The organism is Variovorax paradoxus (assembly GCF_030815975.1).
GTDB lineage: Bacteria > Pseudomonadota > Gammaproteobacteria > Burkholderiales > Burkholderiaceae_C > Variovorax > Variovorax paradoxus_N.
Genome location: NZ_JAUSXL010000001.1, coordinates 57,568 through 83,624, shown reverse-complemented (window position 1 = coordinate 83,624; position 26,057 = coordinate 57,568). Strand labels below are relative to the sequence as shown.

General features: G+C 67.6%; 23 protein-coding genes and 1 pseudogene. 14 read left to right on the top strand and 10 right to left on the bottom strand.

Annotated features, from left to right (window positions below):
- Nucleotides 1-9: 9 nt before the first annotated feature.
- Nucleotides 10-426, bottom strand: coding sequence for a MarR family winged helix-turn-helix transcriptional regulator (locus QFZ47_RS00355; RefSeq protein ID WP_307653724.1), 417 nt, complete (start codon nt 424-426; stop codon nt 10-12).
- 246 nt (nt 427-672) lie between these two features.
- Here QFZ47_RS00355 and QFZ47_RS00350 point away from each other — a divergent pair, with 246 nt between their 5' ends.
- The 5 genes from QFZ47_RS00350 (at nt 673) to QFZ47_RS00330 (ending at nt 4,504) form a co-directional block, all read left to right on the top strand.
- On the top strand, nt 673-1,161 hold the full coding sequence (locus QFZ47_RS00350) for a tripartite tricarboxylate transporter TctB family protein (protein WP_307653723.1): 489 nt from the start codon (nt 673-675) through the stop codon (nt 1,159-1,161).
- Between the two features lie 19 nt (nt 1,162-1,180).
- A complete protein-coding gene (locus QFZ47_RS00345; protein ID WP_307654347.1) occupies nt 1,181-2,698 on the top strand; it encodes a tripartite tricarboxylate transporter permease in 1,518 nt (505 codons plus the stop codon).
- 95 nt (nt 2,699-2,793) lie between these two features.
- Entirely contained in the window at nt 2,794-3,516 is a 723-nt protein-coding gene (locus QFZ47_RS00340; RefSeq protein WP_307653722.1) for an RNA polymerase sigma factor, read from the top strand.
- Between the two features lie 25 nt (nt 3,517-3,541).
- The gene (locus QFZ47_RS00335) at nt 3,542-4,111 is read left to right on the top strand and encodes a ferritin-like domain-containing protein (RefSeq protein WP_307653721.1); all 570 of its coding nucleotides are present in this window, start codon (nt 3,542-3,544) and stop codon (nt 4,109-4,111) included.
- A gap of 33 nt (nt 4,112-4,144) precedes the next feature.
- Entirely contained in the window at nt 4,145-4,504 is a 360-nt protein-coding gene (locus QFZ47_RS00330; protein ID WP_370880561.1) for a c-type cytochrome, read from the top strand.
- A 12-nt stretch (nt 4,505-4,516) separates the two neighbouring features.
- On the opposite strand, the gene QFZ47_RS00325 is transcribed toward QFZ47_RS00330, so the two are convergent.
- Nucleotides 4,517-5,455, bottom strand: a complete 939-nt coding sequence (locus tag QFZ47_RS00325) for a DMT family transporter (RefSeq protein WP_307654346.1) — start codon at nt 5,453-5,455, stop codon at nt 4,517-4,519.
- An 83-nt stretch (nt 5,456-5,538) separates the two neighbouring features.
- Between QFZ47_RS00325 and QFZ47_RS00320 the strand changes: the two genes are divergently transcribed.
- From QFZ47_RS00320 to QFZ47_RS00280, 9 genes are all read left to right on the top strand, one after another.
- Nucleotides 5,539-6,408 carry a LysR family transcriptional regulator gene (locus QFZ47_RS00320; protein WP_307653719.1) on the top strand — a complete coding sequence of 290 codons (870 nt, stop codon included), beginning with the start codon at nt 5,539-5,541 and terminating at the stop codon, nt 6,406-6,408.
- 67 nt (nt 6,409-6,475) lie between these two features.
- The gene (locus tag QFZ47_RS00315; protein ID WP_307653718.1) at nt 6,476-7,393 is read left to right on the top strand and encodes a LysR family transcriptional regulator; all 918 of its coding nucleotides are present in this window, start codon (nt 6,476-6,478) and stop codon (nt 7,391-7,393) included.
- Nucleotides 7,394-7,520: 127 nt separating this feature from the next.
- A complete protein-coding gene (locus QFZ47_RS00310; protein ID WP_307653717.1) occupies nt 7,521-7,913 on the top strand; it encodes a cupin domain-containing protein in 393 nt (130 codons plus the stop codon).
- 56 nt (nt 7,914-7,969) lie between these two features.
- Nucleotides 7,970-9,043: a TRAP transporter substrate-binding protein gene (locus tag QFZ47_RS00305; RefSeq protein WP_307653716.1), complete on the top strand. Its 1,074-nt coding sequence runs from the start codon at nt 7,970-7,972 to the stop codon at nt 9,041-9,043.
- 156 nt (nt 9,044-9,199) lie between these two features.
- Nucleotides 9,200-9,820: a TRAP transporter small permease subunit gene (locus QFZ47_RS00300; protein WP_307653715.1), complete on the top strand. Its 621-nt coding sequence runs from the start codon at nt 9,200-9,202 to the stop codon at nt 9,818-9,820.
- Nucleotides 9,817-11,220, top strand: a complete 1,404-nt coding sequence (locus QFZ47_RS00295; RefSeq protein WP_307653714.1) for a TRAP transporter large permease — start codon at nt 9,817-9,819, stop codon at nt 11,218-11,220. The genes QFZ47_RS00300 and QFZ47_RS00295 overlap by 4 nt, the downstream gene beginning before the upstream one ends.
- 26 nt (nt 11,221-11,246) lie before the next feature.
- A complete protein-coding gene (locus QFZ47_RS00290) occupies nt 11,247-11,966 on the top strand; it encodes a DUF2848 domain-containing protein (protein ID WP_307653713.1) in 720 nt (239 codons plus the stop codon).
- Between the two features lie 14 nt (nt 11,967-11,980).
- Entirely contained in the window at nt 11,981-13,312 is a 1,332-nt protein-coding gene (locus tag QFZ47_RS00285) for an amidase (RefSeq protein WP_307654345.1), read from the top strand.
- A 313-nt stretch (nt 13,313-13,625) separates the two neighbouring features.
- A complete protein-coding gene (locus tag QFZ47_RS00280) occupies nt 13,626-16,892 on the top strand; it encodes a hypothetical protein (RefSeq protein ID WP_307653712.1) in 3,267 nt (1,088 codons plus the stop codon).
- A gap of 129 nt (nt 16,893-17,021) precedes the next feature.
- Here the strand turns inward: QFZ47_RS00280 and QFZ47_RS00275 are convergent, their stop codons facing one another.
- The 8 genes and pseudogenes from QFZ47_RS00275 to QFZ47_RS00240 form a co-directional block, all read right to left on the bottom strand.
- Nucleotides 17,022-17,312, bottom strand: a complete 291-nt coding sequence (locus QFZ47_RS00275) for a DUF1330 domain-containing protein (RefSeq protein WP_307653711.1) — start codon at nt 17,310-17,312, stop codon at nt 17,022-17,024.
- 85 nt (nt 17,313-17,397) lie between these two features.
- Nucleotides 17,398-18,441 (bottom strand): ABC transporter permease, encoded by a 1,044-nt coding sequence (locus QFZ47_RS00270; RefSeq protein WP_307653710.1) that lies wholly within the window; start codon nt 18,439-18,441, stop codon nt 17,398-17,400.
- The gene (locus QFZ47_RS00265) at nt 18,438-20,024 is read right to left on the bottom strand and encodes a sugar ABC transporter ATP-binding protein (protein ID WP_307653709.1); all 1,587 of its coding nucleotides are present in this window, start codon (nt 20,022-20,024) and stop codon (nt 18,438-18,440) included. Before QFZ47_RS00265 ends, QFZ47_RS00270 begins: the two co-directional genes overlap by 4 nt.
- A gap of 11 nt (nt 20,025-20,035) precedes the next feature.
- Nucleotides 20,036-21,040, bottom strand: coding sequence for a substrate-binding domain-containing protein (locus tag QFZ47_RS00260; RefSeq protein WP_307653708.1), 1,005 nt, complete (start codon nt 21,038-21,040; stop codon nt 20,036-20,038).
- 11 nt (nt 21,041-21,051) lie between these two features.
- A complete protein-coding gene (locus QFZ47_RS00255; protein WP_307653707.1) occupies nt 21,052-22,104 on the bottom strand; it encodes an ABC transporter permease in 1,053 nt (350 codons plus the stop codon).
- A 14-nt stretch (nt 22,105-22,118) separates the two neighbouring features.
- Nucleotides 22,119-23,063 carry a ribokinase gene (locus tag QFZ47_RS00250; RefSeq protein WP_307653706.1) on the bottom strand — a complete coding sequence of 315 codons (945 nt, stop codon included), beginning with the start codon at nt 23,061-23,063 and terminating at the stop codon, nt 22,119-22,121.
- Nucleotides 23,064-23,067: 4 nt separating this feature from the next.
- On the bottom strand, nt 23,068-23,520 hold the full coding sequence (locus tag QFZ47_RS00245; protein ID WP_307653705.1) for an RbsD/FucU family protein: 453 nt from the start codon (nt 23,518-23,520) through the stop codon (nt 23,068-23,070).
- A gap of 123 nt (nt 23,521-23,643) precedes the next feature.
- Nucleotides 23,644-26,053, bottom strand: a pseudogene (locus tag QFZ47_RS00240) (aldehyde dehydrogenase family protein).
- Nucleotides 26,054-26,057: the final 4 nt, after the last annotated feature.

The following is a 26,057-nucleotide window of genomic DNA, read 5'->3' as shown; positions in this document are numbered from 1 at the left end:
GGCCGCCGGCTATGCGCCGCGCTTGCTGGCGAGCGCCACCACTTCGGCCAGCTCGGCCACCTGGTCCGCGTGCAGGACCGCGAGCCTTTCCAGCTTCCTGCGCCCCGCGGCCAGCAGATGGACCTCGACCTGCCGCCGATCCGTATGGCTCGGCTTGCGCTTGACCAAGCCGGCTTCTTCGCAGCGCGACACCAGGGCGACCACGCCATGGTGCTGGGCCTGCAGGCGCTCGGCAATCTCGCTGATCGTGGCCCACTCGCGGCCGGGGAACCCCTGGGTGTGAAGCATCAGCTGGTATTGAAGAACGGTAATGCCTTCCTCCCGCGCGGCGTCTTCGCTGAAGCGCAGGAAGCTGCGGAGCCTGAATCTGAAGTCGGACAGTGCCTCGAAGTGCTGTTTCTCGATGGATCCCCGTTGGCTGGCCATGAACGTTCCAAGAATGATTGTGCGAACTGAACGCAATGTAGCAGCCGGCACCGACCCGAAACAGGGGTAATTACTCACAGTGTGATGCAATAAATCTCATAGCATGATGCATCTGACTGAGACCTGACTTGTGCGATGCCGTCTGCCTTCTCGGCATGCCGCGCGCATTTCCCCGCCGTCCGTTGCCGATGTCGTGCATCAGCGCGTTCGGCCGTATCCATTCCATTCGAGAGAGAAAGATTGCGTATGCAGATCAAGAGCCAGAAGACCTTCTTCTCGGGCATCATGTTCACCTGCGTCGGGGCGGCGTTTGCGCTGGGCGCCGCCAACTACAACGTCGGGAGCGCAGCCCGCATGGGACCGGGCTACTTTCCACTGATCGTCGGCGTGCTGCTGACTCTGCTGGGCCTGGTGGTGATCGCCACTTCGCTCACAGGCCACGCCGCCGACGGCGACCCCGTTGGAAAGATCGCGTGGAAGCCGCTTGGCTTCATCATCGGCGCCAACCTGCTGTTCGGCATCCTGCTTGCCGGCCTGCGCAGCATCGGCTTGCCGGCGATGGGCCTGATCCTCGCCATCTATGCACTCGTGATCGTGGCCTGCATGGCCGGAACGAACTTCTCAATGAAGATGTCGCTGATCCTTGCAACCGTACTGGCCATCGGCAGCTACCTGACCTTCATCGTGGGGCTCAATCTGCAGTTCCAGGTATGGCCCACCTTCATCACCGGCTGAGCGCGAGGCAATACCCATGATGGAACTGATCAACCACCTTTCGCTCGGCTTCTCCACCGCAGTGACGCTGCAGAACCTGGTCTATGCCTTCATCGGCTGCCTGCTGGGCACCCTGATCGGTGTGCTGCCGGGCATCGGCCCGACGGCCACCATTGCGATGCTGCTGCCGGCCACCTATGCGCTGCCGCCCGTGGCCGCACTGATCATGCTCGCCGGCATCTACTACGGCTCGCAATACGGCGGCTCGACAACCGCCATCCTGGTCAACCTGCCGGGTGAGTCTTCGTCCGTGGTCACCGTGATCGATGGGCACCAGATGGCCAAGCGGGGACGCGGAGGGCCGGCGCTCGCCGCCGCGGGCCTGGGCTCGTTCTTCGCGGGTTGCGTGGGCACCCTGATCCTCGCCGCGTTCGCGCCGCCGCTGACCGAGATCGCCTTCAAGTTCGGCCCGGCGGAATATTTCTCGCTGATGGTTCTGGGCCTGATCGGCGCGGTGGTGATGGCCTCGGGCTCGCTGCTCAAGGCCATCTGCATGATCATGGTGGGCCTGCTGCTGGGCCTGGTCGGCACCGACGTGAACTCCGGCGTGGCACGCTACAGCTTCGACATTCCGGAGCTCACCGATGGCCTTGGATTCATCGCGATCGCGATGGGCGTGTTCGGCTACGGCGAGATCATTGCCAACCTGGGCAGGCCCGAGGACGAGCGCGAGGTGTTCACGGCCACCGTCACGGGCCTGATGCCCACCAAGGAAGACTTCAAGCGCATGTTCCCCGCCGTGCTGCGCGGCACCGCGCTGGGCTCGTCGCTCGGCATCCTGCCCGGCGGCGGCGCCACGCTGTCTGCCTTTGCGGCCTACACGCTGGAAAAGAAGATCAAGCTCAAGCCGGGCGAGGTGCCCTTCGGCCAGGGCAACATCCGCGGCGTGGCTGGCCCGGAAGCCGCGAACAACGCGGGGGCACAGACCTCCTTCATCCCGATGCTGACGCTGGGCATTCCGCCCAACCCTGTCATGGCCCTCATGGTCGGCGCCATGACGATCCACAACATCCAGCCGGGTCCGCAGGTGATGACGAGCAACCCAGAACTGTTCTGGGGCCTGATCGCCTCGATGTGGATCGGCAACCTGATGCTCGTGATCCTGAACCTGCCGCTCATCGGTCTCTGGATCAAGCTGCTGACCATTCCCTACAGGTGGCTGTTCCCTGCGATCGTGCTCTTCTGCGCCATCGGCGTGTATTCGACCAACAACAATGTGTTCGACATCTGGCTGGTGGCGATCTTCGGTGTCGTGGGCTATTCCTTCATCAAGCTCGGATGCGAACCGGCGCCGCTGCTTCTCGGCCTCATCCTGGGGCCGATGATGGAAGAGAACCTGCGCCGGGCACTGCTGCTCTCGCGGGGCGACTGGAGCGTGTTCGTCTCTCGGCCGATTTCCGCGGGACTGCTGGCGGGCGCGGTCGCGCTGCTGCTGATCGTGCTCCTGCCCTCGATCCGGTCCAAGCGCGAGGAGGCGTTTGTCGAGGAAGCGGGCTAGCCGCCGGTGGGCAATCGATGGCCCGGTTGCACCATCGAAAAGATAACTGAAACGCGGTGCGGGGCTGCCCCATCTAATGGGAAAGAGAAGCACACATGCCCCACGCCGCCCCCTCCACAGTTGCCGTACCGGCGAGCCCGGAACAAACGTCCGACCGCGAGCTCGTGAAACGCGCCGCGCAAGGCGATGCGCCAGCCTTCGAGTGCATCATGCGGCGCCACAACCAGCTGCTGTTCCGCACGGCCCGCAGCATCCTCAAGAGCGACGAAGAAACCGAGGACGCGCTGCAGGAGAGCTACCTGCGCGCCTGGCGCGCCATCGGCAGCTTCCGCGACGATGCGCAGCTCTCGACCTGGCTGGTGCGCATCGTAATCAACGAAGCCCTGGGGCGCCTGCGGCGCCGGGGTGCACAGGTGATCCCGCTCGACGGCACCGCCGCGCCCGGTTCCAACGACGAATCCGAATCGACAGCGGCCGACGATCCCGACAGACAACCGGAACGCCTCGCCATGCGGGAAGAACTTCGCGGGCTCATGGAGCGTCGCATCGATCGTTTGCCGGATGCCTACCGCACCGTCTTCGTGCTGCGGGCGGTCGAGGAACTGAGCGTCGCGGAAACGGCGGTGGCGCTGGCATTGCCCGAAGCCACCGTGCGCACCCGTTTCTTTCGCGCGCGCAGCCTGCTGCGCGAAGGCCTGTCCCACGACATCGACGTGGCCGTGGGCGACGCATTCTCATTCGACGGCGCGCGCTGCGATCGCATCGTGGCGCGTGTGCTGGCGAATCTGGTCGACGAGCGGGAATCACCCCGCCCATGACATTCACCCACGAGGAAAAATAGCCATGTCTTTCTTTCAGATGACTTCTCCCGTCGCCGCGCGGCGCCTGTTCCTCGGCCAGTCGGGGCTGGTCCTGTCCGGTGCCGCTGTCGCACTGCTGGCCGGCCGCGATGCCCTGGCTGCCAAGGCCGGCGGGTCGACCGGCAACGACGTGCAGATCCTCAACACCGCGCTTGCCGCGGAACTCGAGGCCATCGCCGCCTACCAGGCCGGGGCCGAGAGCAAGCTGCTCGAGAAGCCTGTGCTCGATCTGGCCCTGAGCTTTCAGGGCCACCACAAGGAACATGCAGATCTGCTGGCCAAGACCATCGCCAGGCTCGGCGGCAAGGCGGTCGCGGCGAAGGCCAGCTACGGCTTTCCCTTGGAGCAGCTGAAGTCGCAGACAGACGTTCTGCGCTTCGCGGCCAAGCTGGAGCAGGGCGCCGTGAGCGCCTACCTGGGAGCCGTGCCCCTGTTCGGCAACCGCGACCTGTCGAAGGCGGCGGCGAGCATTCTTGGCGACGAGGCCATGCACTGGGCGGTGCTGCGCCAGGCACTCGGCGAAGCGCCCGTGCCGTCGGCCTTCATGTCATGAGCCTGGGCCGGTGGGTTCCTCGCGGCTGCCGCACTGGCCGCAAACGCACAAGCGTGGTCCTTGCCCGATGCCGTGCGCGGCGAGCAGGTCTATGCGCGCTGCCTGGCCTGCCACGCGCTCGCGGTCGATCGCGTCGGGCCCAGGCATTGCGGGCTGTTCGGCCGGCGGGCCGGCAGCGTGCCCGGCTTCGCCTATTCGGAGGCCATGAAGAAATCGAAGATCGTCTGGAACGACAAGACGCTCGACCGCTTCCTGGCCAACCCCCTGGCCATGGTGCCCGGCACCGCCATGACCTATGACGGTGTGCCCGACCCCGCGGATCGCGCGAACTTGATCGCCTATCTGAAGCGTGCCGATGAAGCGTTCCCGTGCGCCGTGCGCGCGCGCGAATGAGCGCCAGGGCCATCAACCCACGCCGGCCGCATCGCGCTTGGGCTTCTTGATCGTCCACAGCGCAAGGGCCATCACGGCAACGCCCGCAACCTGGACGGCATTCAAGGTCCGGCCATACACGCACCAGTCCACCAGCACCGCGGTCAGCGGGTACACGAATTGCAGAACGGCGATCTTCCCGAGGGGAAGCCGGGCCATGCCCGCGAAGAGAATGGCATAGGCCAGGCCGGTGTGCAGCGCGCCCAGCCCCGCGAGCCAAGCCCATGCCGACGCCTGGTCCGGCCAGCCGAACACAAAAGGCACCCATGCCAGAACGGCGACGCCGGTCGCGCACTGCCACCAGGCCAGGGCATAGGACGTGATGATTTTTTCCGTATTGGCCAGGATCGCCACGGCGGCATAGCACAGCGAGCCGCCCAGGCACATGAGCAGGCCCAGCGCGTAGTCGCTCCCCCATGAGACCCCCGATGCGGCGCCACCCACCAGGCCGGTCGTCAACGCCAGCCCGCACAGCGCGGCCAGGGTGGCCGCCCATTGGCGTGGAGACACCGCTTCACGCAGCACCAGTGCGCCGAAGAGAATGATCCACACCGGCTGGATGTGGAAAACAATGGTGGCCACCGCAATCGATATGCGCGGGATGGCCGCAAAGAACAGCGCCCAGTTCACGACCATCAGGCATCCCGTCGCGCAAGCGATCCACCGGCTGTTGCCCCGCAGCCGCAACTCGTGCATTCGCCCGGTTGCCACACCCCATGCGAGCAAGGCCAGTGCACCGAAGGCACAGCGAAAGAGGACGGTGACCAGCGGATGCTGATTCGCTTCTTCCACGAAGACACCGAGGGTGCCGAGCAGCATGCCGCCGGCAATCAGCAGCCATTGCCCCGTGCTTTCCCGATCTGATTGCCGCGCCACCCGGAACGCGGGGGGCACCTGAGCCTTCTTTTGCATGAAGGCGATCGTCTGCCGGACCGACAGCGGCGTAAAGCGCATAGTTCGAACGCTTATCATTCGAATATCGAATTGGAGAGACGATGAAGCATCCCGATTTCCAGATCGACTGGCTGCGCGCCCTGGTCGCTGTCGTGGATGCCGGTTCGCTGTCTGCCGCTGCGCCCATGGTTCACCGCTCCCAATCCGCAGTGAGCATGCAGATCAAGAAGCTGGAGAACGCGCTCGGGCGGGCCGTTCTGCTGCGCGGCCCGCGGCACATGGAAGTGACGCCGGCGGGCGCGGAACTGCTGGCCTATGCGCGCCGCATGCTCGAATTGCAGTCGGAAATCCAGAACGCCATGTTCGGGCCGGAACTCGCCGGCCGCGTGCGGCTGGGCGTGCCGGACGACTACGCATCCACCTACCTGACGCCTGTGCTGCGCAGTTTTGCCGGCCGCTACAAGGGGGTGGAGATCGAGCTCACCTGCGAGCAGTCGACCTCCCTCATACCCAAGATCGCGCGGGGCGAGCTGGACCTGGCCCTGGTCTCCCGGGACAAGCCGCAGCGCGGACAGCTCCTGTTCCAGGAACCCCTGGTGTGGGTCGGCACAGCGCAGCATGAAGCCTGGCGCCGGGATCCGCTGCCGATTGCCGTCTACGAGGCGGGGAGCATGGCCCGCATCGCGGTCCTTTCCAGCCTGGCTGCCAAGCGGCGCTCCTATCGCATCGTCTACCACAGCTCCAGCCTTGCCGGCCAATTGGCGGCGGTGGAGAGCGGTCTGGCCGTGGCCGTGTTCACGCGCTGCAGCGTTCCGGCCCATCTGCAGATATTGCAAAACCTGCCCGCCGGGTTCGAGCTGCCGAAACTGAAATCGATGGATGTGGCGGCGCTGCGCAGCAAGGTGTCGCTGCGCTCGCCCGCGGTCGATGCCATGTACGAGCAGATGGTAAGGACGTTGTGGCCGGCATAGGTTGGTTGCTTGCAACCGAGGGCGCTGCACCACTGACCTCGACCCCGGCTCCCCGTAAACTCGGCCGATGAACGTGCGTTTTCTCGAAGCTTTCGTCTGGGTCGCCAAGCTGGGCAGCTTCAAGGCGGCCGCCGAGAAGATGCACACCACGCAGGCCGGCATTTCCAGCCGCATCGCCACGCTCGAAGAGCAGTTCGGCGTGCGCCTGTTCGACCGCGAGCACCGCGGCGTGATGCTCACCTACCAGGGCACCGAGCTCATGCCGCATGCAGAACGCATGATCGAGATGCAGGCGCGCATGGTCGCGGCCATGGGCCAGACCGATGCCTTCTCGGGCATGCTGCGCATCGGTGTGATCGAGACGGTGGCGCACACCTGGCTGCCCGACCTGTTCTCGCGCTTCGCCGAGAAATACCCCAACGCCACGCTGGAGCTGATCTCCGACATCACGCCCAGGCTGCGCGACGATCTGCTGCGCGGCACGCTCGACTGCGCCATCCTGTCGGAAGAGATCACCCCGGGCTTCATCGACAACCGGCGCATCGCCAACCTGGCGATGCGATGGGTCACGAGCCCGTTGCTGGCGCTCAAGTTCCCGTCGCGCAAGCTGCTGTCCTTTGCCGACATCGCCACGCAGCCCATCATCTCGTTCAACCGCGAATCGAGCGTCTACCGCAACATCGCCCAGAACGCGAGCGGCTGCACCAACCTGCGCGTGAGCTACTTCTCGTCGCTGGGCGCGATGATCGACCTGGCGCGCACGGGCTTCGGCACGGCGCTGCTGCCACTGGCCGTGATCCAGCAGGACCTGCTGCACGGCAAGCTGGTGGTGCTGGACGTCGACCCGGTGCCTATTGCGCTGCCGCTGGTCGCCAGCATGCGGCTGGAGCCGGCGTCGCCCCTGGCCGAGGCGCTGGTCGGCATGGCGCAAATATCGTGCGAGCAGTTCATCGCCACCTGCCGCGACGACGTGCTCGCGCCCTGATCCGGCCCATGCCGCGCCCGGGGCTGGGGCGCCTCGATGCGCCAGGGCTGTGCATCACGAAATCCTATCGCCCGCCCAAAGAATTTCCCGTTTGACCCTGCAGGGGCGCGCGACAACACTGCGCGCCATGCACAAGCTCATGACCGAGAAAACGCATCGCGAGTTCTTCGCGATCCGCCCCGATGCGGAGTCGACCGAATGGTTGCCGGTGCCTTGCGCCGCGGGGCGCATCGAGGAACTGCTGCTGGCCGACAACCTCGACACCGCCGCGCGCACCGGCTCGCGCACCCGACTGGCCCGCTGGTCGGCCGGCGCGCTGATCGACCGGCCCGTGGTGCACGACTTCCACGAAGAGGTCTTCATCGTCGAAGGCGAGCTGGTGGTCGGCTGCGACGCGGAAGGCGAGGGCGGAGAACCCTTCGGCCCCTACACCTTCGCCTGCCGCCCGCCGGGGGCGGTGCACGGCCCCTTCGCGTCGCGCACCGGCTGCGTGCTGTTCGAGATCCAGTACTACGAATGAGCGCTTCGTCGCATAGCCGTTTTCCAGCCCTTTCTTTTTTTCCCCAGGAGTTCCCGATGAAGCGTTCGCTGTCTTCCCTCGCATCCGTCGCCGTGGCCGCCGCGCTGCTGGCCGGTGCCGCTGCCGCCCAGGTGCCGGCCGGCCCGAAGCTCGCCGTGCAGGCCATCACGCAGGTGGCGCCCAACCTGCCGCAGTACACCAAGGTCGACCAGCCGCTGCTGCGCGACGGCATCGCCAAGGCGACCGGCGGCCGCGTGGAGCTCACGCTCTCGTCCTGGCCCGAGCGCAACGTGAACGGCCCCGAAGTCCTTCGCCTGGTGCGCTCGGGCCAGGTCGACATCGCCGCCGCACCGCTCACCACCGTGTCGGGCGACGTGCCGATGCTCGACGGCGTCGACCTCGCGGGCATGAACGCCGACATCGCCCAGGCCCGCAAGGTGGCCGACGCGATGGTGCCGGTCGCCAACAAGGAACTGGAGCGCCTGGGCATCAAGCTGGTCGCGACCTATCCGTTCTCGGGCCAGATGCTGTTCTGCCGCAAGCCCGTGGCAAGCCTGGCCGACCTCAAGGGCCTGAAGGTGCGCACCAACGGCCCGTCGGCCTCGGACCTGATCAAGTCGCTCGGCGGCCAGCCGGTGTCGCTGGCTTTCGGCGAGGTCTACACCGCGCTGGAACGCGGCACGGTCGACTGCGGCATCACCGGCGCCGGTTCGGGCAATGGCGTGAAGTGGCCCGAGGTCACGACGCACCTCTACACGCTGCCGCTCTCGTGGTCGACCTCGGGCTACTTCGTCAACCTGGCATGGTGGAACAAGCTCGACCCGGCAATCCGCACACAGTTCGAGAAGACGATGAGCGAGGTGCAGGAAGCGCAGTGGAAGCTGGGCGTGGAAGCCACCAATGACGGCATCGCCTGCAACGTCGGCCGCGCCGCAGACTGCAAGCTGCACACGCTGATGAAGAAGCCCATGGTCGAAGCCAGGCCCGAGGCCGGCATCGGCGCGTCGCTGCAGAAGCACCTGGCCGATGACGTGCTGCCCGGCTGGATCAAGCGCTGCGGCGAGCGCTGCGCGGCGGTCTACGCCGACGTGATCGCCCCAATCACCGGCATCAAGTACGCCGCGAAATAAGGCTAACCCCCAGTCTTCGCGCACTTCGTGTCGCTACGCCAACCCCCTTGCAGGGGGCAACACCAGCGGCCCGGCAAAGCCGGTTCCGCGGTGTTCCTGGCAATGCGATGCAAGCGCTCATGAGGCTGGAGGCGTGTGTCCACTGGAGAAATTCGTATGTTCAAGATGCTTGAATGGGTGAGCGCCAAGGCGATGACCATCGCCGGCTGGTGCTACCTCGTGATCACCCTGCTGATCTGCTTCGACATCGCGGCCCGGCGCCTGCTGGGCTTCTCGACCGAGGCGACGACCGAAGTCACCGGCTACCTCATGGCCATCGGCATGAGCTGGGGCCTGGCGGGCACGCTGTTCGAGCGCGGCCATGTGCGCATCGACGTGCTGGTGCAGAAGATGCCGCTGAAGCTGCGCGTCTGGCTGCACCTGGCGTCGCTCATCGCGCTCATGGCCGCTTCGGGCTTCTTCGCCTGGGGCGCCTTCTCGCTCGCCAAGGACTCGTGGGACTTCAGCGCCACCGACCTGTCGGCGCTGCACACGCCGCTGGCCCTGCCGCAGGGCCTGTGGGCCGCCGGCCTGGGCCTGCTGCTGCTGGCCGTGGTCGCGCTGGCCGCGCGCGCGGTGCGCCAGCTCGCCACCAATGACGCCGACGGCATGGACCGCATGCTGATGTCGCGCACCTACGTCGACGAAGCCGCCGAGACGCTGGAGGCCGTGGCCGAAGCGCAGCAAGGCATGCAGCAACCCGCCGTGCCCGCGGCGGCAGCAGGAGTCTCCCGATGATCGCCATCGTCTTCATCGTCGCCATCGGCATCCTGATTGCCGGTGCATCGCTCTTCGGCGTGCAGGGGCATGCGGCCGCGGCCGCCGCTTCAGCCAGCGTGCCCTGGTGGGCGCTGGCCGCGGTGCTGGTCGCCTTCGTCGGCTTCTTTGCCGGCGGCATCTATGTGGGCGCGGCACTGGCCGTGCTCTCGCTGCTGGCGGGTTTCGGCCTGTCGGACCGGCCGTTCTGGAACTTCATCGGCGAGATGATCTGGAGCCCCTCGACCAACTTCGTGCTGGTGTCGGTGCCGCTCTTCCTGCTGATGGGGGAGGTGATGCTGCGCGCCGGCCTTTCGGAGCGGCTGTACCGCGCGCTCAACATCTGGATGGGCCGGCTGCCCGGCGGTCTGCTGCACACCAACATCATCTCGTGCGGCGTGTTTTCGGCCGTGGCCGGCTCCAGCGTGGCCACCGCCGCAACCATGGGCTCGGTGGCGCTGCCGTACTTTGAGAAGAGCCATTACCCGCCGAAGCTGGTGCTCGGCTCGCTGGCCGCGGGCGGTGCGCTGGGCAACCTGATCCCGCCGGGCATTACCTTCATCATCTACGGGCTGATCACCGAGACCTCGGTGGGCGCGCTGTACCTGGCGGCGGTGGGGCCGAGCATCCTGGTGGTGCTGCTGTTCACCGCGGTGATCCTGTACTACAGCTACAGGCTGAAGCTGCACGGCGACGAGGCCTCGAAAGCCATCGGCTGGAAGCACCGCATCGCGAGCCTGTCGGACCTGGTGCCCACGGCGCTGCTCATCGCGCTGGTGCTGGGCACCATCTACGCCGGCTGGGCCACGCCCACCGAGTCGGCCGCGCTGGGCGTGGCAGGCAGCCTGGTGCTGGCGCTGGCGGACCGCAAGCTCAAGTGGAAGATGCTGGCCGAGTCGATGCGCGCCACCGCGCGCACCACCTCGATGATCGCGCTGATCCTGTTCGGCGCGTACTTCCTGAACTACATCCTGTCGTCGCTGGGCATTCCGCAGATGCTCGCGAAGTTCCTGACCGGGCTGCCGTTCCCGGGCTGGGTGATCATGCTGGTGATCATCGGCTTCTACCTGGCGCTGGGCACCTTCATGGAAGGCATGTCGATGGTGATCACCACCATTCCGCTGCTGTTCCCGGTGGTCACGGCGCTCGGCTACGACCCGATCTGGTTCGGCGTGGTGATCACCATGCTGGTCGAGATCGCCATGATCAGCCCGCCCGACGGCACCGTGCTCTATGTGCTGCAGGGCATGCGGCGGCAGCCCGGCCCCATCACCGACGTCTTTGCCGGCGTGCTGCCCTTCATGTTCGTCTACATGCTCGCGATCATCGTGCTGATGGTGTTCCCCGCCATCGCGCTGTGGCTGCCGGCCTATCTCATGTGACCCCCACCAGTTCGCGGAGCCTTTCCATGTCATTGACCCTTTCCTTCGCCTGCGAAAGCGTGGCGGCCGACGGCACGCGCTCGGTCCAACTGCTTTCGGTGCCGCCGCGCCAGCTCGTGATTGCCGGCTGGACCGGCCGCGACGCCGCTGCCATTGCCCACCACATCGAGGAGCTCGAGGCCATCGGCGTGCCGCGGCCGTCGAGCGTGCCGCTGTACTACCGCGTGAGCGCCGGGCTGCTCACGCAATCGGCCGCCATCGAGGCGCTCGGCGCGCAGAGCTCGGGCGAAGCCGAGCCGATGCTCTTTTGCGCCGCCGGCGAGTGGTGGCTCACCGTGGCCTCCGACCACACCGACCGCCGCGTCGAAACCTATTCGGTCGCCGTGTCCAAGCAGATGTGCGCCAAGCCGGTCGCCACCACCGCCTGGCGCTGGCGCGACGTGGCGCCCTACCAGGATGAACTGCAGCTGCGCTCGCGCATCCTGGAGGAGGGCCGGTGGATCGACTACCAGCAGGGCACCTTCGCCTCGATCCGCCCGCTGGCGGCGCTGCGCGATGGCATCTACCAGGCCGAGGGCGGCGACGAAGGCCGCTTCATGACCTGCGGCACGCTCGGCGCCATTCCCAACGGCAAGGGCGAGGGCATCCGCCCGGCCACCGAGATGGAGCTCGAGATCCACGACCCGCGCCTGAAGCGCAGCATCGTGCACCGCTACGCCGTGCAGGCGCTCGAGGTGGTCGCGTGACGGCCGCCACCAGCATGGACATCGCCACGCTGCGCGGGCGCATCGCGCGCGGCGAAGCGTCGCACGAGGCCGTCGTGGCACGCGCGCTCGAAGACTCCGAAACACCGGCCGCACGGCACGTGTTCACGAAGCGCTACGCGCAAGCGGCGCTGGCCGCGGCGCGCCATGCCGATGCGGCGCAGCGCGCCGGCGTCGCACTGCCCGCGCTGGCCGGACTCCCCGTCACGGTGAAAGACCTCTACGACGTGGCCGGCGAAACCACCATGGCCGGCTCGATCGTGTGCGAGGGCGAGCCCGCGGCCTTGGCCGATGCCGTTGCCGTGGCCCGCCTGCGCAGCACCGGCGCGGCGATCATCGGCAAGACCAACATGACCGAGTTCGCCTTTTCCGGTGTCGGCATCAACCCGCACCACGGCACGCCGCGCAATCCCGCGGATGCCGCCGTGGCGCGCATCCCCGGCGGTTCGTCGTCGGGTGCCGCGGTGTCGGTCGCACTGGGCCTTGCCGTGGCGGCCCTGGGCTCCGACACCGGCGGCTCCATCCGCATCCCTGCGGCACTGTGCGGCCTCGTCGGCTTCAAGAGCACCCAGGCTCGGGTGCCGCGCACCGGCGCCTTCGAACTGGCGCGTTCGCTCGATACCGTCTGCGCCATGACGCGCAGCGTGGCCGATTGCCTTGTCGTCGATGCCGCCATTGCCGGCACGCCGCTCGCGGTGCGCCGGCGTACGCTGCAGGGCCTGCGGCTGGCCGTGCCGCGCACGCTGATGTTCGACGGCATCGAGCCGGCCGTGGCGCAGGCCTTCGATCGTGCGGTGAGTGCGCTGTCGGCGGCGGGCGCCATCGTGGTCGACGTCACGCTCAGCGAACTGGCCGAGATCGCCGGGATCAACGCGCCGGGCGGCTTCTCGCCCGTCGAGGCATCGGCCGTGCATCGCGCGCGCATCGGTGCGCAGCGCGAGCGCTTCGATCCGCGGGTTGCGGCCCGTGTGGACCTTGGCATGTCGGTCGGCGCCGCCGACTACCTCCTGATGCAGGACCGCCGCCGCGAGTGGATCGGCCGCGTCGAAGCAGCGCTCGAAGGCTTCGACGCCTTGCTCTGCCCCACCGTGCCGATCGTCGCGCCGGCCATCGACGCGCTCGCGGCCGACGCCGAATTCTTCAAGGCCAACGGCCTGCTGCTGCGCAATACCTTCGCCATCAACTTCCTCGACGGCTGCGCCTTCAGCCTGCCGTGCCATCGCGAAGGTGAACTGCCGGTGGGGCTGATGCTTTCTTCTGTGCGCGGGGACGATGCGCGGCTGGCGGCGGTTGCGCTGGCGGTGGAGGAGGCGTGGGGCGACTGCTGATGTCCTGAGCTCAGGTACCGGGCCTGGATCTCATCGCCCCCCGCAGGCACAGGCAAAGGCAAAGGCGAAGGCGAAGGCGCGGCCGAATTCCGTGTCGTGTTACGTGGTACGTGATCCCCCACGTAACGTAGCAACAGCCAAAAAGCTTGGGTGCCTGTGACGAACGGCGCTGGTTCCTCCGCACGCATGAATTGCTAAAAAGCCTTTCGAATCAATGGCTTGCGATCAATCGCGAGAAGCTTCTCCGGAGTGGAAGGGCAGTGGCATGCATGTTGCCACTTGTGACCATCCAATCAACGAGGAGGCCTCTCACATGACCGCGTCGCAGACATCGATTCCATCCACTTCCGGAGCCGTCAACAACGACGTGATGCCGGTGGTCATCGCCCAAGCCACGGTGACTCCCATCGCTCCGATGGGATCAGCAGCAGTGCCGCCGGTCGCCTCCTCCGGGCCCTCCAGCATCGGATCGCTTTCCAATGCCACTCCGGGCACCGCGCTGATTCGCGACGGCGTCCGGATTCCCGTGGACGGCAGCCACGCCCTTCTCACCGGCGACCGCGTACTGGTACCCGAAGGTGGCCAGGCCGAGGTGCTGTTTCCTGGTTCGCCTTCCAACAAGGCGCCGTTGGCCGGCGTCTTTACCGGCGGCACAGACGCAACGCTCGGATCGACCAAGCTGCCGGGCGGCCTCGAGCAGGTGAACGTCGACGTTGCCTCGGGCGACCTCAAGATCACGCCGCCCGACAACGATGCCGACGCGGCAGCTGTTGCCGTCACGAAGGCGCACACCGGTGCAGCCGGTATCGGCCTGGGTGAATTCGCCCTCGGCGCACTCGGCGCAGTCGCGCTCGGCGCGGCATTGGGCGGTGGCGGCGGCAGCGACGGAGGAACGGTTCCGTTCTTCCTTGGCAGCGGCGCCGGTACGGGGGGCGGTCTTGACGACGGTGATAGCGATAGCGACAGTGATGCGGACGCTGATGCTGATGCTGATGCTGATGCTGATGCCGATGCCGATGCCGATGCCGATGCTGATGCTGATGCTGATGCTGATGCTGACGCGGATGCTGACGCAGATGCCGATGCCGATGCCGATGCCGATGCCGATGCCGATGCCGATGCAGACGCGGATGCCGACGCTGACGCTGACGCCGACGCTGACGCTGACGCTGACGCTGACGCTGATGCCGATGCCGATGCCGATGCCGATGCAGACGCGGATGCTGACGCTGACGCTGACGCTGACGCCGACGCCGACGCTGATGCTGATGCTGATGCTGATGCTGATGCTGATGCTGATGCTGATGCCGATGCCGATGCCGATGCCGATGCCGATGCCGATGCAGACGCGGATGCCGACGCTGACGCTGACGCTGACGCTGACGCTGACGCTGATGCTGATGCTGACGCTGACGCTGACGCTGACGCTGATGCTGATGCTGATGCTGATGCTGATGCTGATGCTGATGCTGATGCTGATGCTGACGCCGACGCCGACGCCGACGCCGATGCGGACGCTGACGCCGACGCCGACGCCGATGCCGATGCCGATGCCGATGCCGATGCCGACGCAGACGCAGACGGCGATCACCTGCTCGATCCGGGCGATGACCTCACCGGTGGCTTGATCGGCTCGACCGACGACAACCTGGGCCTGGGTGGTTCACTCACGCCGGTGCCGGGCGTCATCGACGGCGCGACCGACCTGGTCGATGACATCGTGTCCCCGATCCTGGGCGAAGAGTTCACACGGGACGATCCGAATCAGTTCGATCCGGTGGACAACTTCACTGAAACCGTGGTCGACAGCGTGGACGGCGTGGCAGGTCCCATCGTCGACGCCCTGCTGGGCGAAGGCGCCACCGATGCACTGGTCGGCCAGGTCGACCACGTCACCGATGCACTTCAGAATGGCCTGGACAACCTGGTCGGCGAGAACGGCATCCTGAGCGGTGCGACCACGGCGCTCGGCCTCGATGGCGTCATTGATGATCTCGTGGGCGACGGCGGTGTGGTCGGCGACCTCGTCGAAGGCGTGCTTGGCCAGGACAGCCTACTCAGCGGCCTGATGGACGATGGCGGGCTGGTGGGCGAGCTCCTCGCCGAAGACGGCCTGGTCGGCAACCTCCTGGGTGAAGACAGCGCCGTCGGCGGGCTGCTCGGCAACGCGCTGAGCGACGAAGGCATCGTTGGCGGACTCCTGGGCGACGACGGCGTGCTGGGCGGACTGCTTGGCGGCCCGCTGGGCGAAGAGGGCCTGCTCGGTGGATTGCTCGGCGGCGACGGTGCGCTCGGTGGCCTCCTTGGCGACGGCTTGGTCGGTGGCATGCTGGGCGGAGAGGGCACGCTGGCCGGCCTGCTGGGCAGCGAAGGCCTGACGGGCGGACTGCTGGGCCAGGACGGCGTGGTGGACAACCTGCTCGGCGCGGACGGCGTCGTGGGCGGCCTGATTGAAGGCAGCCCGCTCGGTGGCCTGTTGGGCGGCGAAGACGGCCTGCTCGGTGGCCTGACCGACGGCGTGCTGGGTGACGGCGGCCTGCTGGGCAATGTGCTTGGCGACGATGGCGTGCTTGGCGGTCTGTTGAGCGAAGACGGGCTCTTGGGCAACCTGCTCGGCGGTGATCTCCTGGGCGGCGACTTGCTCGGCGGCGATCTGCTCGATGGCGTGCTCGGCGAGGACGGCCTTGTCGGCAACCTGCTCGGTGGCGATCTCCTGGGCGGCGACTTGCTCGGCGGCGATCTGCTCGACGGCGTGCTCGGCGAGGACGGCCTTGTCGGCAACCTGCTCGGTGGCGATCTCCTGGGCGGCGACTTGCTCGGCGGCGATCTGCTCGATGGCGTGCTGGGCGAAGACGGCCTTGTCGGTAACCTGCTTGGTGGCGATCTGCTGGGCGGTGACCTGCTCGGCGGTGATCTGCTCGACGGCGTGCTGGGCGAGGACGGCCTTGTCGGCAACTTGCTCGGCGGTGACCTCTTGGGTGGCGATCTGCTCGACGGCGTGCTGGGTGAAGACGGCCTGATCGGCAACCTGCTCGGCGGCGATCTCCTGGGCGGTGATCTGCTCGGCGGTGATCTGCTCGACGGCGTGCTCGGCGAGGACGGCCTTGTCGGCAACCTGCTCGGCGGTGACCTCTTGGGTGGCGATCTGCTCGGCGGTGATCTGCTCGACGGCGTGCTGGGTGAAGACGGCCTCGTCGGCAACCTGCTTGGCGGTGACCTCTTGGGCGGTGACCTCCTCGGCGGCGATCTGCTCGATGGCGTGCTGGGCGAAGACGGCCTCGTCGACAACCTGCTCGGTGGCGATCTCCTGGGTGGTGACCTGCTCGGCGGTGACCTGCTGGGTGGCGTGCTGGGCGAGGACGGCCTGGTCGACAACCTGCTCGGTGGCGACCTCCTTGGCGGGGATCTGCTCGGCGGTGACCTGCTGGGTGGCGTGCTGGGCGAGGACGGCCTGGTCGGCAACCTGCTCGGCGGCGACCTCCTGGGAGGGACCATCGCTCCGATCACCAGTCAGGTCGATCAAGGGCTTGGCGGCAGCGGAACGCCGGTTGCCAGCATCCTGGACAGCCTGCTGGGTTGATCCGGTCAGCGTCCTCCCTCGCGAGGACGGTGAATGCCGAAAAGGGACAGGCCTTCGTGGCCTGTCCCGAACACGTCGGTATGGGTTTGACGCAGGGCCCATGCCAGGACCTTCCTGGTCCAGGGCCCCTCAGACCCCTTCGATGATCCGCAGATCCCTCTCGGCCCCGTCGCCCAACGCGGCAAGCGCGGCTTGGTAGTCGGGGCTGTCATGCACGGCTCTGGCCTGCTCGACGCTGTCGAACTCGATCAACACGGTGCGTTCGGGCAAACCGTACTCGTAGACCTTGGCCGGCAGGCCGCGCGCGAGAAAGCGCCCGCCGCCGGCAGTGATTGCCGGGCCGGCCAGTTTCGCGTAGGCCGCGAGCTTGTCGGCGTCGTTGACGGCACGGTACGCGCTGACCCAATAGGCTTTTGCCATGGTGATTTCTTCTTTCTGTTGCTGAGCGAACAATATAGCCGGCGTTTGCCCGCGCTCGCCCAGCCTTGGCGTTCGGCCCGAACCCTCAGGCCTGCTTGCGCATCGCGAAGCAAGCTCCTGCAACCAGTATGAAGGCCCCGATGATGACCTTCTGCCAGGTGCTCGGTACACCCGCCAGAATCAGCACGTTGTTGATCAGCGTGACCAGCACCACGCCGAGCAGCGTGCCGCCCACGGTGCCGCTGCCGCCCGTGATGCGCGCGCCGCCGAGGATCACGGCGGCGATCACGTCCAGTTCGTTGCCCACCAGGTCGAAAGGGTTGGCCAGCCGTGTGCTCGACACGTGCACCATGCCCGCGAGGCCCGACAGGAATCCTGCATAGGCGAACACGAAGACGTGCACCGTGCGCAGGTTGTAGCCCAGCCGCTCCGCGATCGCCAGGCTGCCGCCGATGGCATACACGGCGCGGCCGATCAGCGTGCGGTTCAGCAGCCACCAGGTCAGCACCGCCGCGCCGGCCAGCACCAGCACGGTCGCCGGCAGCACCGCGTGCAGGCCCTGCGGCGTGTCGAAGCGCCAGAGCGCGAGCTTGCCGAAGGTGTCCATCGGCAGCGGCACGTTCATGAAGAACACGGTGCCGACAAAAGTCAGCAGGATGCCGCGGTACAGGTACTGCGTGCCGATGGTCACGATCAGCGAGGGCGCCTTGAGCCAATGCACCAGCAGGCCGTTGAGCACACCCAGCAATGCGCCGCTTGCCGCGCCCGCCACCAGAAGCAGCGCGATCGGCGCTTCCGGAAAGTAGTTCAGCACGAGCTTGGTGATGCTGTACATCGTGAGCGCGGCAATCGCCGCAAACGACACGTCGATGCCGCCCGCGGCCAGCACGATCAGCACGCCGAGCGCAAACAGGCCCAGCACCGTGCAGGCGCGCACGATGTCGAACAGCACCGGCAACTGGAAGAAGCTGGGGTTGATCGCGCCCACCACCAGGCTCACCAGAACGATCAACGCCAGCGTGAAGACCGAGGGGCGCTGCGCGAGCCAGTGGCGCCAGGACGTGTGCGTGCGGGGCGTGGGGGCCGTGGGCACAGCGGTGGTGTGCGCTTGCATGGTGGAAGCCATCATGAGAATGCGGGAGAGGGTGTGTCGGAAACCAGCGCGCGGTACAGCGCGCTTTCGGCCAGCCCCTGCGCGTCGAAGTCGTGGGCAATGCGGCCCTTGCGCATCAGCAGGATGCGGTCGCAGTTCTGCAGCAGCTCCTGCAGGTCGTCGCTGACCAGGATGACGCCCAGTCCCTGCTCGGCCAGCCGTTGCACGATGCGGTAGATGGTGTCCTTCGAGCCGACGTCCACGCCCACTGTGGGGCCGTGCAGGATCAGCACCCGCGGGCCGATGGCGAGCCAGCGCCCGATCAGCACGCGCTGCTGGTTGCCGCCCGAGAGAGACTGCACCGGCCGGTCCACGTCGGGCGTGGCGATCTGCAGCTGCGACACGGTGCGTTCGGCCAGCGCCTGGCACTGCCGCGCATCGAGCGCGCCGAAGCGGCCGCGCAGGCGGCTGAGCACGGCCGTGACGATGTTGTCGCGGATCGGCTTGTCCAGAAAAAGGCCTTCGCTGAGCCGGTCTTCGGGCACATAGCCGATGCCGTGGCGGATGCCGTCGGCCGGCGTCTTCAGCGTGACTTCCTTTGCTGCGAGCAAGATGCGGCCGCGGTCTGCGCCCTGCACGCCCGCGAGCGCCATGGCCAGCTCATTGCGCCCTGAATCGAGCAGCCCGGTGATCCCCAGGATCTCGCCCTTGTGCAGCGTGAAGCCCACGTCGCTGAACTGCGTGCCGCGGCCCAGCGCCTCGACCTGCAGCAGCGTGTCGCCGTCGTGCGAGCGGTGGCGGTAGCGTGCGCCGTCGAGCTGCTTGCCGGTCATCCAGTGCGAGAGCTCGGCCTTGGTGAAGCCCTTGATCGGACCCTGTGCGACCTTGGTGCCGTCGCGGAACACGATGGCCTGGCCGCCCATGGCCATGCACTCGTCGAGCTTGTGGCTCACGAACAGCACCGCCACGCCCTGCGCGCGCAAGCCCTCGACCACGTGCACGAGGTTGTCCACCTCCTTCTGCGTGAGCGAGGTGGTGGGTTCGTCCATGATGACCATGCGCGCGCGCGTGGCCACGGCGCGCGCAATGGCCACCAGCTGGCGCGTGGCAATCGGCAGTTCGTCGACGCGGCGCGCCAGGAAGGCGGCATCGGTCGGCAGCTTCACCGTTTCCAGCGCGCGCACGGCCGTGGCCGCCACCGCCTTGCGGTCGAAACGGCGCGCCAGCTTGCCGCCGGTGTTCACCAGCTGTTCGCTGAGCGCGACGTTCTCCGCCACGCTCATGTTCGGCAACAGGGACAGGTCCTGGTAGACCGTCTCGATGCCGAGCGTGAGCGCCTCCAACGGCGACAGCGCATCGTGCGGCCTGCCGTCGACCACGATGCGGCCCTGGCTCGGCGGCTGCGCGCCGGAGATGATCTTGATCAGCGTGCTCTTGCCGCAACCGTTCTCGCCGAGCAGGTGGTAGATCTCGCCGGCCTCGATCGTCAGGTCGATGCCGCGCAGCGCGTGCACGCCCGCGAAGCGCTTGTGCACGTCCTGCACTTCGAGGAAGACGCGGCGTCCCGCCGGCGCGGCCGGGAAATGCGGGGCGGGCGTGGAGAGCGCTGCAAGGGTCATGGTTCGCAGGCTCAGAAGGCGTACTTCTTGTAGTTCTGCTTGTCGACCTCGACCCAGGCCTGGCCCGTGACGACGATGCCCACGCCCGGTCCCTTCTTGACCGAGACCTTGTTGTAGCCCGGCACGCCCATGTCGGCGCCGTCGGTGATGGTCTTGCCGTCGATCAGCATCTTGGCCGCCTTGTTCATGACAAGGCCGGCGTCCTTCGGATCCCAGAAGGCGATGCCGCCGACCGCGCCCGACTCGAGGAACTTGGCTGCCTCGCTCGGCAGGCCCGTGCCGAACACACAGACCTTGCCCTGCAGGCCGGCTTCTTCCACGGCGCGGCCGATGCCCAGCACGTCGAGCGACGACGAGCCCTGGAAGCCCTTCAGGTCGGGGTGCTTGCGCAGCATTTCCTTGGCCTTGCCGTAGGCCTTCTCGGCGTCGTTGAGCGATTCGTTCTTGGCATCGACCAGCGTCATCTTGGGGTACTTCTTCGCGTTCGAGGCGCCGCCGTCGGCCCACTGCACCTGCGACTGGCTGCCCAGGGAGCCGACCAGCGAGGTCCACTTGCCCTGCTGGCCCATGCAGGCCGCGAGGCGCTCGTTGATGCGCGCGCCGTAGGCCGTGTTGTCGAAGGCCTCGATGTCCACCATCGTGTTCTTCTGGTTGTCGGCTTCGTGCGTCACCACCTTGATGCCGCGCTCCATCGCACGCTTGAGCACCGGCTCCAGCGTGGGCGGGTCCATCGAAACCACGGCGATCGCGTCGACCTTCCTGGCCACCAGGTCTTCCACCAGGCGCTGCTGCTGCGCGGCGTCCGACTGGGCCGGGCCGATCTGGCGCGTGGCCACGCCGGGCGTGCTCGCGCCGAATTCCTTCACGCCCACTTCCATGCGGTTGAACCAGCTGATGCCGGTGATCTTGACCACGGTGACGATGTCTTGCGGCTTGCCTTGCGCATGCAGCGCCGAGGCGAAAGCCACGGCGGTGAGTGCGAGCACGGTGCAGGCGATCTTGGTTTTCTTCAGCATTGTGTTGTCTCCTAGCCCTCGGGATTTCTTTGCGTCACGCCAGGAGGGAGCTGGTGCGGCGGTGCGCTGGAGCGCGTGGTGGAAAGAAAGACGCGCAGGTCCTGCAGGCCGAAGCGCCCGTACGCCAGGAAGAACAGCAGCAGCAGGCCCCAGGCGCAGTCGCGGAAGAAGTTGGAAATGCCCAGCAGGTTGAAGGTGCTCGACAGCAGTTGCAGCGCCACCGCCGAGAAGAACAGGCACACCATGCGTCCATAGCCGCCCTGCGGCCGCACGCCTGCCATCACCGTGATGAGGATGGCGATCAGCAGGTAGGAGTTGCCGTAGTCCGACTTCACGCTCGCGGTGCGCGCGGCGATGATCACGCCGGCCACGGCCGCGAGAAACCCGCACAGCGCATAGGTCGCGATCAGCATGCGGGCCTGCGAGATGCCCGCGTAGCGCGCCGCCTTGGCGTTGGTGCCGAGCAGGAACAGGCGGATGCCGAACGGGCTCTGCCGCAGCAGCCAGCCGACGGCCAGCAGCATCACGAGGAAGATCAGGAACGGAATCGGCACGCCCAGCACCATCTCGTTGCCGATGGCGGAGAGCGCCTCGGCATCGCCCACGCGCAGGCTGGAGCCACCCGTCAGCACCACGGCCAGGCCGGTGTAGAGCAGCTGCGTGCCCAGCGTGCAGAGGATCGGCGTGAGTCCTGCCTTCGCGATGAGCACGCCGTTGAGCAGCCCGCCGGCCAGGCCCACCGCCAGCGCGATGGCGGCGAACCAGCCGGTGTAGAGCCAGGGCGATGCATCGGGCGCGGCCAGTTGCGGTGCGAGCGTGGCGGCCACCACGCCGGCCAGGTTGGCCAGCGCCACGCCCGACAGGTCGATGCCGCCGTTGCCCGAGATCATCGACAGCGCCACGCCCACGGCCAGCAGGCCCAGTTCGGGCAACTGGCCGCCCATGGACTGGAAGTTGTAGACGTCGAGAAAGTCGCCCCTGGAGAGCACCGTCGCCACCACGAGGATGAGGACGTTGATGCCGACCAGGAAGTTGAGTTCGCGGTCCGAGAACTTGAGCTTCATGAGAGAGAGTCCTGTCAGGCGGCGCGGGCCAGCAGCGCATCGACCTCGGCGCGCGTGGGCATCGAGGGCGCCGTGCCGGCACGCGTCACCGAGATGGCCGCGACCGCCGCGCCGAAACGCGCCGCCTCGCGAGCGGTGGCACCTTCGGCCAGCGCGGCCGCAAAGCCGCCGTTGAAGGCGTCGCCCGCGCCGGCGGTTTCCTTCACCGCACCGGCGTGGAATACCGGAATGTGCTCGGAGCCGCCGGCGCTGTGCAGCAGGGCGCCCTTGTCGCCGAGCGTGATGAGCGCGCAGCCCACGCCCTTGGCCAGGAAGAAGTCGCCCACACGGCGCGCGTCCTCGATGTTTTCGACGGGCATGCCGCTCAGGGCCGCGGCCTCGTGCTCGTTGGGCGTGATGTAGTCGCACAGCGCATAGAGCGCGTCGTCGAAGGGCAGGGCGGGCGCGGGGTTGAACACCGTGACCGTTCCGGCTTCGCGCGCAATCTCCAGCCCGCGCCGCGCGGCGGCGGCCGGCTGCTCGAGCTGGGTGACGAACACACGCGCGCCGCGGATCGCATCGGCTGCCGCATCCACGTCGGCCGCATCGATCAGCGTGGCCGCGCCCGGAACCACGATGATCGCGTTGTCGCCGGTGACTTCATGCACGTAGATGAACGCCGCGCCGGTCGGCTGTGCCGTCACCTGCGGCGCGCGCGGCGTGATGCCTTCGCGCGACCACAGGGCGAGCGCGTCGTTGCCGAAGGCGTCCTGCCCCAGCTTGGAGATGAACGTCACGCCGGCACCCGCACGCGCGGCCGCCACGGCCTGGTTCGACCCCTTGCCGCCCGGGCCCATCGCGAAGCCCGAGCCGGCGATGGTCTGGCCCACGCCCGGAAGGCGGGATGCGCGAAACGCAAGGTCGGCGACGAAGATGCCGAGCACGGCCACACCGTGCTGCCTGGAAGTGACGACGCTCATGGGGTCAGTCCTGCGGCGCGAGCACGCCCTTTTTGAAGATGAAGCAGCCGTAGAAGCGGCGCTCGCCGGTGGCGATCACGCAGTAGGCGCGGCGCGCGGCTTCGTAGAAGGCGAAGCGTTCGATCGAGCCCAGCGGGCGCACGCGGCCCTCGGCGGTGTCGATCTCGCGTTGCATCTCCTGCTGCACCGGCGGGATCTCGTGCGGCTGGCCCATGACTTCCATCCGGCGCGCCGGATGGTCCACGGCGTTGTCGAGCGGCAGCACCGAAAGAATGGCGCGCGCCGCCTCGGTGGTGCCCACGCCATCGATGCGCAGCAGCCGTCCCAGCGTGGTCTGGCGCGCGACCGAATCGGCCGGAAAGTTGGCGTCGCACAGCACCAATTCGTCGCCGTGGCCCATGGCGCGCAAGGCGTACAGCACGTCGGCATTGAGCAGCGGATGGATGGACTTCAGCATGCGTACTCCTGGGATGGGAACAGTTCGGTTGGCCGCGATCTTAGGGAAAGAAAACGTTTGCGCAAACGTTTGCTATTCGGGGATTTCCCTTGGTTTCCAAAGTTCTGCCGGGATGGCCCATGTTCATTCGCCATAGGGAATCCAGATGTTTTTGACCTGCGTGGCATGCCGCAGGAACAGCGGGCCTTCGGCCGCCGCGCCGTCGTGCCAGTCGGTGGCCAGGCCGTGATCGGCCAGCGTGCGCTTGAGGTTGCCGGCCGACAGCCGCTCGGCAAGGCGCGAAAGATCCTTCGCGCCGAAAGCCCACAGCGCATCGACGTCGTCGTGCTCGGCCAGCGTCTGCGCGAGGCCGGCGGCGGGGCCGGTCACGAGGTTGACCACGCCGGCGGGCAGGTCGGAGGTTTCGAGCACCTGATAGAAATCGGTGGCGATCAGCGGATGCTTCTCGCTCGGCACGATCACCGTGCGGTTGCCCATGGCGAGCAGCGGCGCGAGCAGGCTCACGAAGGACAGCAGCGGCGCCTCGTCGGGACACACCACGCCGACCACGCCAATGGCCTCGACGGTAGCGAGCGCCACGCCGCGCAGCGGCGGCACATGCACCCGTGCCCTCGTATTTGTCGGCCCACGCACCGTAGGCAAAGAGGCGGCTCACGGCGGCGTCGACTTCGGCCTGCGCGGCGCGCGCGGCCACGCCCGTCAGACTCGTGAGACGCGCGGCGAATTCGCCGGCGCGCGCCGAGAGGTTTTCGGCCAGGTAGTAGAGCGCCTGGGCGCGGCGGTGCGGCGTGGCGCTCGACCAGCCCGCGGCGGCGCGTGCGGCGGCCACGGCGTTGCGGATGTCCTTGCGGTTGCCGGTGCCCACCTCGCCGAGCCGTTGGCCGGCGGCGGAGAACACCGGCTGCGACTGCTCGCCATCGGGGCGCACCTGCTTGCCGCCGATGAACAGCTTGGCCGTGCGGTCGATGGTCGGAAGCGCGCCAGTGGCCGGTGCCTTATCGGCTTCGTCTGCCGCTGGGGCAGGCGCTGCTGCCGAACGCGGCTTGCGCCCGGCCCATGCGCGCGGCTTCAGGTATTCGTAGCAGCCTTCGCGGCCGCCTTCGCGGCCGTAGCCCGATTCGCGGTAGCCGCCGAAGCCCACGCCCGCATCGAACAGGTTGGTTGCATTGACCCACACCACGCCGGCCTGCAACTGCGGCGCGATGCCCAGCGCAAGGCCGATGGTCTCGCTCCACACGCTGGCCGCGAGCCCGTAGCGCGTGTTGTTGGCCAGCGCCACGGCCTCGTCGGGCGTGCGGAAGGTCATGGCCACCAGCACCGGCCCGAAGATCTCTTCGGTCGCAACGGTGGACGCCGGATGCACGCCCGTCAGCAGCGTGGGTGGAAAGAAGCTGCCGCCCGCCGGCAGCGCGCCCGGCGGCTGGTAGCAGGCCGCGCCTTCGCGCACGCCCGTGGCCACCAGCGAACGCACGCGCTCGAGCTGCGAGGGGTCGATCAGGCTGCCGATGTCGATCGCCTTGTCAAGCGGCAGGCCCACGCGCAGGCTCTGCATGCGGCGCTTGAGGCGTTCGATGAAGTCGGCCGCAATGCCTTCCTGCAGCAGCAGCCGCGAGCCGGCGCAGCACACCTGGCCCTGGTTGAACCAGATGGCGTCGACCACGCCTTCCACGGCGGCATCGATGTCGGCGTCGTCGAACACGATGAAGGGCGACTTGCCGCCCAGCTCCAGCGTGAGCGACTTGCCCGAGCCCGCGGTGGCCTCGCGGATCAGGCGACCCACGTCGGTCGAGCCGGTGAAGGCGATCTTGTCGACGCCTTCGTGCGCCACCAGCGCCGCACCCGTGGCGCCGTCGCCGGTCACCACGTTCAGCACGCCCGCGGGCAGGCCGGCCTCTGCGGCGAGCTCGGCGAACAGCAGCGCGCTGAGCGGCGTGAACTCCGCAGGCTTGAGCACCACCGTGTTGCCCAGCGCGAGCGCGGGTGCGATCTTCCAGGCCAGCATCAGCAGCGGGAAGTTCCAGGGAATGATCTGGCCGATCACGCCCAGCGGCACCTGGTCGGCGAACTCGCGCTCCTGCAGCTGGGCCCAGCCTGCATGGTGATAGAAGTGGCGCACCACCAGCGGCACGTCGAGATCGCGCGTCTCGCGGATCGGCTTGCCGTTGTCCAGCGCCTCGACCACCGCGAGCAGCCGCGCATGGCGCTGCACCATGCGCGCCAGGGCGTACAGGTGCCGTGCCCGGCCATGGCCGCCGAGCGCCAGCCAGCCCGGCTGCGCGGCGCGCGCCGCGGCAACGGCGGCGTCCACGTCCTGCGCCGATCCTTGTGCGATGCGGGCGAGCCGCCGGCCGGTGGCCGGCTCGGCGGTATCGAAATGCGCGCTGGCCGAAGCGGCGGTGAAGCGCCCGCCGATGAAGTGGCCGAAGCCCTCCGCATGGCGCGAGAGCCATTGGCGAGCGTCGGTGTCGCTCTCTGGCGCGGGGCCGTAGTCCATGGTGTCGAAATAGCGTGCGACGCTGCTGTTGCTGCTCATCGGG

Bases quoted from the DNA above. Each gene is read 5' to 3' on its own strand.
- QFZ47_RS00355 (WP_307653724.1), bottom strand. From the start codon at position 426: ATGGCCAGCCAACGGGGATCCATCGAGAAACAGCACTTCGAGGCACTG.
- QFZ47_RS00350 (WP_307653723.1), top strand. From the start codon at position 673: ATGCAGATCAAGAGCCAGAAGACCTTCTTCTCGGGCATCATGTTCACC.
- QFZ47_RS00345 (WP_307654347.1), top strand. From the start codon at position 1,181: ATGGAACTGATCAACCACCTTTCGCTCGGCTTCTCCACCGCAGTGACG.
- QFZ47_RS00340 (WP_307653722.1), top strand. From the start codon at position 2,794: ATGCCCCACGCCGCCCCCTCCACAGTTGCCGTACCGGCGAGCCCGGAA.
- QFZ47_RS00335 (WP_307653721.1), top strand. From the start codon at position 3,542: ATGTCTTTCTTTCAGATGACTTCTCCCGTCGCCGCGCGGCGCCTGTTC.
- QFZ47_RS00325 (WP_307654346.1), bottom strand. From the start codon at position 5,455: ATGCAAAAGAAGGCTCAGGTGCCCCCCGCGTTCCGGGTGGCGCGGCAA.
- QFZ47_RS00320 (WP_307653719.1), top strand. From the start codon at position 5,539: ATGAAGCATCCCGATTTCCAGATCGACTGGCTGCGCGCCCTGGTCGCT.
- QFZ47_RS00315 (WP_307653718.1), top strand. From the start codon at position 6,476: ATGAACGTGCGTTTTCTCGAAGCTTTCGTCTGGGTCGCCAAGCTGGGC.
- QFZ47_RS00310 (WP_307653717.1), top strand. From the start codon at position 7,521: ATGCACAAGCTCATGACCGAGAAAACGCATCGCGAGTTCTTCGCGATC.
- QFZ47_RS00305 (WP_307653716.1), top strand. From the start codon at position 7,970: ATGAAGCGTTCGCTGTCTTCCCTCGCATCCGTCGCCGTGGCCGCCGCG.
- QFZ47_RS00300 (WP_307653715.1), top strand. From the start codon at position 9,200: ATGTTCAAGATGCTTGAATGGGTGAGCGCCAAGGCGATGACCATCGCC.
- QFZ47_RS00295 (WP_307653714.1), top strand. From the start codon at position 9,817: ATGATCGCCATCGTCTTCATCGTCGCCATCGGCATCCTGATTGCCGGT.
- QFZ47_RS00290 (WP_307653713.1), top strand. From the start codon at position 11,247: ATGTCATTGACCCTTTCCTTCGCCTGCGAAAGCGTGGCGGCCGACGGC.
- QFZ47_RS00285 (WP_307654345.1), top strand. From the start codon at position 11,981: ATGGACATCGCCACGCTGCGCGGGCGCATCGCGCGCGGCGAAGCGTCG.
- QFZ47_RS00280 (WP_307653712.1), top strand. From the start codon at position 13,626: ATGACCGCGTCGCAGACATCGATTCCATCCACTTCCGGAGCCGTCAAC.
- QFZ47_RS00275 (WP_307653711.1), bottom strand. From the start codon at position 17,312: ATGGCAAAAGCCTATTGGGTCAGCGCGTACCGTGCCGTCAACGACGCC.
- QFZ47_RS00270 (WP_307653710.1), bottom strand. From the start codon at position 18,441: ATGATGGCTTCCACCATGCAAGCGCACACCACCGCTGTGCCCACGGCC.
- QFZ47_RS00265 (WP_307653709.1), bottom strand. From the start codon at position 20,024: ATGACCCTTGCAGCGCTCTCCACGCCCGCCCCGCATTTCCCGGCCGCG.
- QFZ47_RS00260 (WP_307653708.1), bottom strand. From the start codon at position 21,040: ATGCTGAAGAAAACCAAGATCGCCTGCACCGTGCTCGCACTCACCGCC.
- QFZ47_RS00255 (WP_307653707.1), bottom strand. From the start codon at position 22,104: ATGAAGCTCAAGTTCTCGGACCGCGAACTCAACTTCCTGGTCGGCATC.
- QFZ47_RS00250 (WP_307653706.1), bottom strand. From the start codon at position 23,063: ATGAGCGTCGTCACTTCCAGGCAGCACGGTGTGGCCGTGCTCGGCATC.
- QFZ47_RS00245 (WP_307653705.1), bottom strand. From the start codon at position 23,520: ATGCTGAAGTCCATCCATCCGCTGCTCAATGCCGACGTGCTGTACGCC.